Source organism: Brevundimonas sp. UBA5936 (assembly GCA_002430835.1).
Classification (GTDB): Bacteria; Pseudomonadota; Alphaproteobacteria; order Caulobacterales; family Caulobacteraceae; genus Brevundimonas.
In genome coordinates, this window is sequence record DJDA01000129.1 from 1 (window position 1) to 5,975 (window position 5,975).

Annotated in this window: 6 protein-coding genes and 1 pseudogene (1 of these 7 running past the window's edge); 3 read left to right on the top strand and 4 right to left on the bottom strand. The window is 71.9% G+C overall.

Annotation, left to right across the window (positions count from 1 at the left end):
* The 3 genes and pseudogenes from B2Y21_RS13415 to B2Y21_RS13425 all read left to right on the top strand — a co-directional run.
* A pseudogene (locus tag B2Y21_RS13415) lies at positions 1-197 on the top strand (hypothetical protein); the annotation flags it as partial.
* On the top strand, positions 194-661 hold the full coding sequence (gene gspM / locus B2Y21_RS13420; protein WP_292060345.1) for a type II secretion system protein GspM: 468 nt from the start codon (positions 194-196) through the stop codon (positions 659-661). The pseudogene B2Y21_RS13415 and the gene gspM, both read left to right, overlap by 4 nt.
* Positions 662-735: 74 nt before the next feature.
* Positions 736-1,239, top strand: a complete 504-nt coding sequence (locus B2Y21_RS13425) for a hypothetical protein (RefSeq protein WP_292060346.1) — start codon at positions 736-738, stop codon at positions 1,237-1,239.
* Between the two features lie 18 nt (positions 1,240-1,257).
* On the opposite strand, the gene B2Y21_RS13430 is transcribed toward B2Y21_RS13425, so the two are convergent.
* The 4 genes in view from B2Y21_RS13430 to B2Y21_RS13445 are tightly spaced (at most 33 nt apart) and all read right to left on the bottom strand, a layout consistent with a single transcriptional unit that may run on beyond the window.
* Complete coding sequence (locus tag B2Y21_RS13430) at positions 1,258-3,537, bottom strand: CHASE2 domain-containing protein (RefSeq protein ID WP_292060347.1); 2,280 nt, start codon at positions 3,535-3,537, stop codon at positions 1,258-1,260.
* 4 nt (positions 3,538-3,541) lie between these two features.
* The gene (locus B2Y21_RS13435; RefSeq protein ID WP_292060348.1) at positions 3,542-4,903 is read right to left on the bottom strand and encodes a FecR domain-containing protein; all 1,362 of its coding nucleotides are present in this window, start codon (positions 4,901-4,903) and stop codon (positions 3,542-3,544) included.
* 20 nt (positions 4,904-4,923) lie between these two features.
* Positions 4,924-5,634, bottom strand: a complete 711-nt coding sequence (locus B2Y21_RS13440; protein WP_292060349.1) for a response regulator transcription factor — start codon at positions 5,632-5,634, stop codon at positions 4,924-4,926.
* 33 nt (positions 5,635-5,667) lie between these two features.
* A protein-coding gene (locus B2Y21_RS13445) for a LysR family transcriptional regulator (RefSeq protein ID WP_292060350.1) crosses the window boundary here: on the bottom strand, positions 5,668-5,975 show its 3' portion. It continues 502 nt past the right edge of the window; 308 of the gene's 810 nt are visible here — the last part of the coding sequence; its start codon lies beyond the right edge, outside the window; it ends in the stop codon at positions 5,668-5,670.

The following is a 5,975-nucleotide window of genomic DNA, read 5'->3' on the forward strand; positions in this document are numbered from 1 at the left end:
GCGTGCCGGGCGCCGAACTGGACGACGCGACCCTGGGCGGCGAGGGACTGCGCGTCACCCTGGCTCATCCGACGTTCAATGATCTGGACGCCGTGCGCGCCGATCTGGCCGAGGCCGGGTTGGCGGTGGTCGACGAAGCCTCGGCCGAGGAAGGCGGGCGCATGATCAGCACCCTTACGATCGGAGGCGCCCGATGAGGGCCCTGTTCTCTTCCGCCGCTGCCTGGTGGGACGGCCGGTCGCTGCGCGAGCGGCGGATGCTGGCGGTCATGGGGGCGCTGGTGCTGGGCGTCGTCGGCTGGTTGGGCGTGGTGCGGCCGCTGGACGGCTGGCAGGCCGATCAGGCGCGCGCGCGCGTCGCCGCCGAACGGCGACTGACGCAGGTCGAGACGGCGGTGGTTCAGCGCGGCGTGCGACCGACTGAAGCAGTCGATCTTCAGGCTCTGGTCGCCTCCACCGCCACGGCGGCGAGGGTGCAGCCGACGTTGGGCATGTCCGAGGGCGGGCGGCTGGGCTTTCGGCTGGATCGCGTGACGACGGCCCAGGCCTTCGGCTGGCTGGCGACGCTGGAGCAGGGCGGGGCGCGGATCGAGGAACTGGGCGTGGTCGAGAATGCGGACGGGACGCTGGGGGTGACGGGCGCGCTGGCGTCCGGGGGCTAGGCGGCGCGCTTTTCGGTCCTGCGGGAGTCGTCCGTTGTGGACTTGGAGGGCGCGGCGGGGCAGGTATCGCAGCCATGATCACTCGTCTGGCTCTTCCTCTGGTCAGCGCGGCCGTCCTGGCGGGCTGCGCCTCTGCGCCGCGCGTCGAGACGCAGTTGTCGGCCGCCGTGCCCGCGAACGTGACTGCCTACCGCCTGTTGGAGGCCGAGGCGCCGAGCGAGGCCGACCGCGCGGCGGCCGAGGCCGTGCGCCAGGCGTTGAGCGCGCGCGGCTGGCGCGAGGTGGACGACAAGGCCGCTTGGCGGGTCGAGACGGCCTATGCGGTGCGGCCTCAGAAGACCGGCGTCTTCACCGACGTCGATGCGCGCCAAGGCGAGTGGACCGATGCGCCGCGCCTGCCGCAATGGTGGAGCCAGGGCCGCCAGACGCACAGCCTGACGGTGATCCTGACCGGACCGGGGAATGAAGCCGGGGCCTACCGCGCCTCGGCGGTCGCGATCCTGGGACGGCGTCAGGCCGAAACCGCGCCGGGCCTGCTAGCCGAAGCGGCGGTGGCGCAGTTGGACGCGGCGAACTAGGGCCGACCGCCCGCAGCTTCATTCCCCTTCCGTGATCCTGGGCAGGGTCAGGATGAAGGTCGCGCCCGGCGATCCGGGCTGGTGGCGGATGGTTCCGCCGTGACGTTCGGCGACGGTGCGGACGAAGGCGAGGCCCAGCCCCGCGCCACGATGATCGGCGCCGCCGTGGCCGAAGGCCTGGAACAGGCGGCGCGCGGCTTCTTCCGACAGGCCCGGCCCCTGATCGCTGACGCTGAGGACGCAGACCGGGCGGCCGTCTTCTTCGGCGCCGGTCAGGCTGACCTGGATGACGCCGCCCGCCGGGCCGTATTTCAGGGCGTTGTCGAGCAGGTTGGTGGTCAGGCGGCGCAGCAGGGCGGGGTCGCCCTGGACCAGGAACTCTTCCTCGCCGTCGGGCGTCAGGATGCGGACGCCCTTCTTCGACGCCTGGGGCCACAGGATGTCGGCCGCATCCATGGCGACCTGGCCCAGGTCCAGCAGTTCCGAGCGATAGGGCTGACTCTCGGCGCGGGCCAGTTGGACATAGCCCTCTGCAAGGTCGAGGGTCTGGCGGGCGTAGTCGGCGATGCGGCGCTCGACCATGGGGTCCAGGCGCGGCGCGGGGCCGTCCAGCAGGGTCAGGATCGACACCTGGGGCGCGCGCATGTCGTGGCTGAGCAGTTGCAGGGCCTCGGCGCGCTGGCGCTCAGCGGCGCGGAAGCGCGTCATGTCGGCGAAGCGCACGATGTGGCCGACCGGTTGGCCTTCGGCGTCGGTCAGCAGGGCGGCGGCGGCCTTCAGGATGCGGCCGTCGGGCGTGGTGATGTCGCCGGGATCGCCCTCGGGATCGAGGAAGCGGCGCCAGGCCGGTTCGCCCAGGGACTGGAACAGCAGGGGCAGGTCGGCGTCGTCCCTCAGTCGGTCGCCGAACAGGGCCTCGGCCCGGTCGTTGGACAGGATGATGCGGGCGTGAGGGTCGGCGACGACCGTGGCGTCGGGCAGGCTTCGCAGGGTGTCGGAGATGAAGCGTTCCAGGTCGCGTACCTGGCGCACGGCGGCGCGCAGGGCGTCCACCTGGCGGGCCACCACGTCGCCGCCCTGGGCACGGCCGATCAGGCGCACGCCGTCGCGCTCGAAGGCCTCGACCTCGCTCTGCATATAGGCCGAGGCGGCGGCCAGACGACGCCAGCTCCACAAGGGATAGGCCAGGGCCAGTCCAGCCACGGCGGCCGAGGGCGGGAACCACAGGCCGCCCGCCAGGAAGGCGGCGGCGGTTCCGACCAGGGTCAGGACGATCAGCCCTGCGCCCAGGGCCATGTTGGCCGCCGGGCGCAGCACCAGGAAGCCGGCGACCAGCAGGCCGAGCGGCAGCAGGGACAGGATCAGCACCCAGGCGGGCGACAGGCTGCGCGGGCCGCCGCCCTCGATCAGGGTCTGGAGCAGGGCGGCCTGCACCTCGACGCCGGGGCGCAGTTCGCCGTGGGGCGTGGCCGGGGTGGCGTAACGGTCGCCCAGGCCCGGCGCCGTCGCCCCGACCAGCACCAGCCTGTCCTTCAGGAAGGCGGCGGGCGTCTCGCCGCTGAGCACGTCGGCGAAGGACAGGGTGCGGAAGGCGCCGGGCGGGCCGCGGTAGACCAGGGCCTCCGGCGAGGCGGCGAAAAGCTCGTCGCCGCCGTGTGGCGCGGGCGGCGCGGGTGCGGCGCCCTTGGCGGCGGCCAGGGGCAGGATCAGATGCGGCCAGGTCCGCCCATCTGCCTGAAGATAGAGAGGCAGGCGGCGCACGGCGCCGTCGTCGTCGACCGTCAGATTGACGTGGCCGAGGCCTGCCGCCGCATCGGTCAGGATCGGCGCAGGGGCGTCCTCGCGAAAGGCGGCTCCGTTCAGGCCGGGGGCGTCCAGCACCACCGGCAGGCGGACCTTGCCGTTGCGGGCCAGGGCGGCGGCCAGGGCGTCGTCCTGCGGGGAGGCTTCGGTGAACAGGACGTCGTAGGCGACAGGCCCCGCGCCCGCCTGGGTCAGGCGGTCGATCAGCCGGGCGTGCAGGTCGCGCGGCCAGGGCCATTGGCCCAGGGCCTCCAGGCTGCGGTCGTCGATGGCGATGATGACGATGTCTTCGTCGGCCGGTCCCGCCTCGGCCCGCATCAGGGCGTCATAGACCAGGTGGTCGGCGCCGTCGGCGACAGGCGTCAGCGCCATCCAGCCGACCAGCAGGGCGGACAGCGTCGCCACCAGCGCCCACTCGACCAGGGCGCGACGGCCGGTCAGGCGGGCGCCGAGCCAGCCTCTCCAGCCGCCTTTCGGCCCTGCGGGCGCGGGCACGGCGCTAGCGCCCGATGCGGAGCTGTTGCGGTTCGGACCAGGCTTCTAGCAGGCGGCCGAAGCGATGGCGCGCGCCCTGCACCCGCCAGCTGTAGACGCCCGGCGGCAGGTCGCTGAGGGTGAAGGCTTCGTCGGTCAGGCCGGGCTGGTCGACCAGCAGGGGGCCGTCGGCGGTTCCGTCCTCGGCCTCGCGCCACAGCTGGAAACGGAAGGTGGCCGCACCGACGCCCTCGGCCTCCCAGCGGAAGCGGTAGAAGCGGCGGCGGTCGCGCTGGTCCAGGGCCGAGGCCAGGCCGCCGACGCCGTTACGGGCGCGAATGAAGCTGTAGGTGACAGCCTTGCCCTCCAGCCCCTCGGGCGACAGGGCGGTCAGGCGCAGGAAGAATGCGCCTTCCTCCATCTCGCCGAAGACCAGGGAGCCGCCGGGCGCGCTGTCGGCCTCGGCGAAGGCCTCGATCATGCCGGCGTCCTGGGCGATGCGGCCGCGATAGCGTTCGGCGCCGGGCAGGGGCTGGATGTCGAAGGCGACCTGGGCCTGGGTCTGCGGCGCGTCGGGGCGAACCAGGGCGGGCGCGGGTAGCAGGGGCAGCAGGCGCACAGCGCCAGCGGCGGCGCTGACGCCCTGATCTGCGGCGGCCAGGGTTTCGGCCTGACCCGACGCGATGGCGACGGCGCCTTCCAGAACCTCGGTGGTCGAGCGGTCGGCGTCATCGTCGAAGGAGACGCGGAAGTCGGTGCCGCGCACGGCCGAGACCGAGACGGGGGTGCGGATGGCGAAGCCGCCTGGGCGGCGCCGGGGGCTGACGCGCGACTCGGCGCGACCGGCCTCGACCGTCAGGGCGTGGTCGACGGCGCCGTTGATGGCGTAGCGGCGCAGGCGGCTGACGCGCACGCGGCTGTTGGAGGGCACGACCACATGGCTGCCGTCCGACAGGGCCAGGCGGACGAAGGCGTTGGCGCCGGTGCTGAGGACGGCGCCTTCGCGCACGGTCTGGCCGGAGGCTGGGGCGGCGGATCGGCCGTCCTGGTTCAGGGTCGCGGCGCCCCGGAAGCCGGCGATGCGCGCCTCGTCAGGATCGGCGCGCAGCAGATCGACCGGCAGGGCCAGGGTGCGGCCGATCGCGAGGCGGCGCGGATTGGCGACCCGGTTCTCGCGCTGGACCCGGCGATAGTCGAGCGGCCGGTTCATATAGGCGGTCGCTAGGTCGATCAGGGTGTCGCCGCGCTGGACCACATAGTCGAGCGTCTCGACGGCGGCGGAAGACGCCGTGCGGGGCGCGGGCGGAGCGGCCGAAGTCTGTGCGGCGGCGCTTCCTGCGGCCAGCATTGCTGCAACCGCCAGAGCCGCAGACCAATCCGTCTTCATTCCGCCACCTGCGTCTTCATTCAGGCGTCAGGGCCGGGTTCGGCTCCCGTGACGCGCTCAAGGCGGTATCCGTAGCTGTAAATGGGGGTCAGGCGGAAGCCTCGCTCGGGCCGAAGCTCCAGCTTGTTGCGGATGCGCGAGATGTGCATGTCCAGCGAACGGCTGTTCAGGTCCGGCTCATTGCCCCACACCGTTTCGAGGATGTAGGTCCGCGACAACGCCCGGTGCAGGTTGCGGAACAGCAGCAGGGCCAGGGCGTATTCCTTGGCCGTCAGGGCCACCGACTGGCCGTCACGGGTCACGGCCCCGGCAGACTCGTGGAAAGACACTCCGTCATAGACCTCGACGCCCGGCGTCGTCGGCTGGGCGTAGGCGCGACGGATCAGGGCGTTGATCCGCGCCGCCAGCACCGGCTTGGACAGGGGCTTGGGCAGGTAGTCGTCGGCGCCGGCGTCCAGGCCTGCGACCACGTCTTCATCTTCGGCGCGGCTGGTGACCAGCAGCATGGGCGGGGCGGGCTTCAGATTGGTGCGCGCCCAGGCCAGCACTTCCAGACCCGAACGGTCCGGCAGGTTCCAGTCGACGATCAGCATGTCGAAGGTGTCTTTTCTCAGGGCGGAGATCAGCGCTTGGCCGCGCGAAAACAGAGTGGCGCGATACCCGGCGTCCTGGACGACCTCGGAGACGAACTCCAACTGGACGGGGTCGTCATCTAATATCGCGATCTTCATACTGGTTACGCAGCTCCGGAGAGAACGTTGAAGTCATAGCCCCGGATGCTGGGCTTTAGAGCAATGTAAAATGTAAAATATAGTCACCCCTCGGCGCGTCTCGGCGCGGTCGCGGGCAGGGGGGCGAGGCGGCGGACCTGATCCTGACACAGGGTTTTGATCCAGCGCCGGACCGTTTTCAGTCGCGCCGTGCCATGGACCTCGCGGTGGGTGCTGAGCCAGAAACGGCGTTCTATCAGCACTTCGCTCGCTAAAATCCGCGTCAGCCCCTCGGCCAGAAAGCAGGGCAGGACGCCGATGCCGCCGCCCGCCGCCACCATGTCCCGCTGGGCGCGGATGGA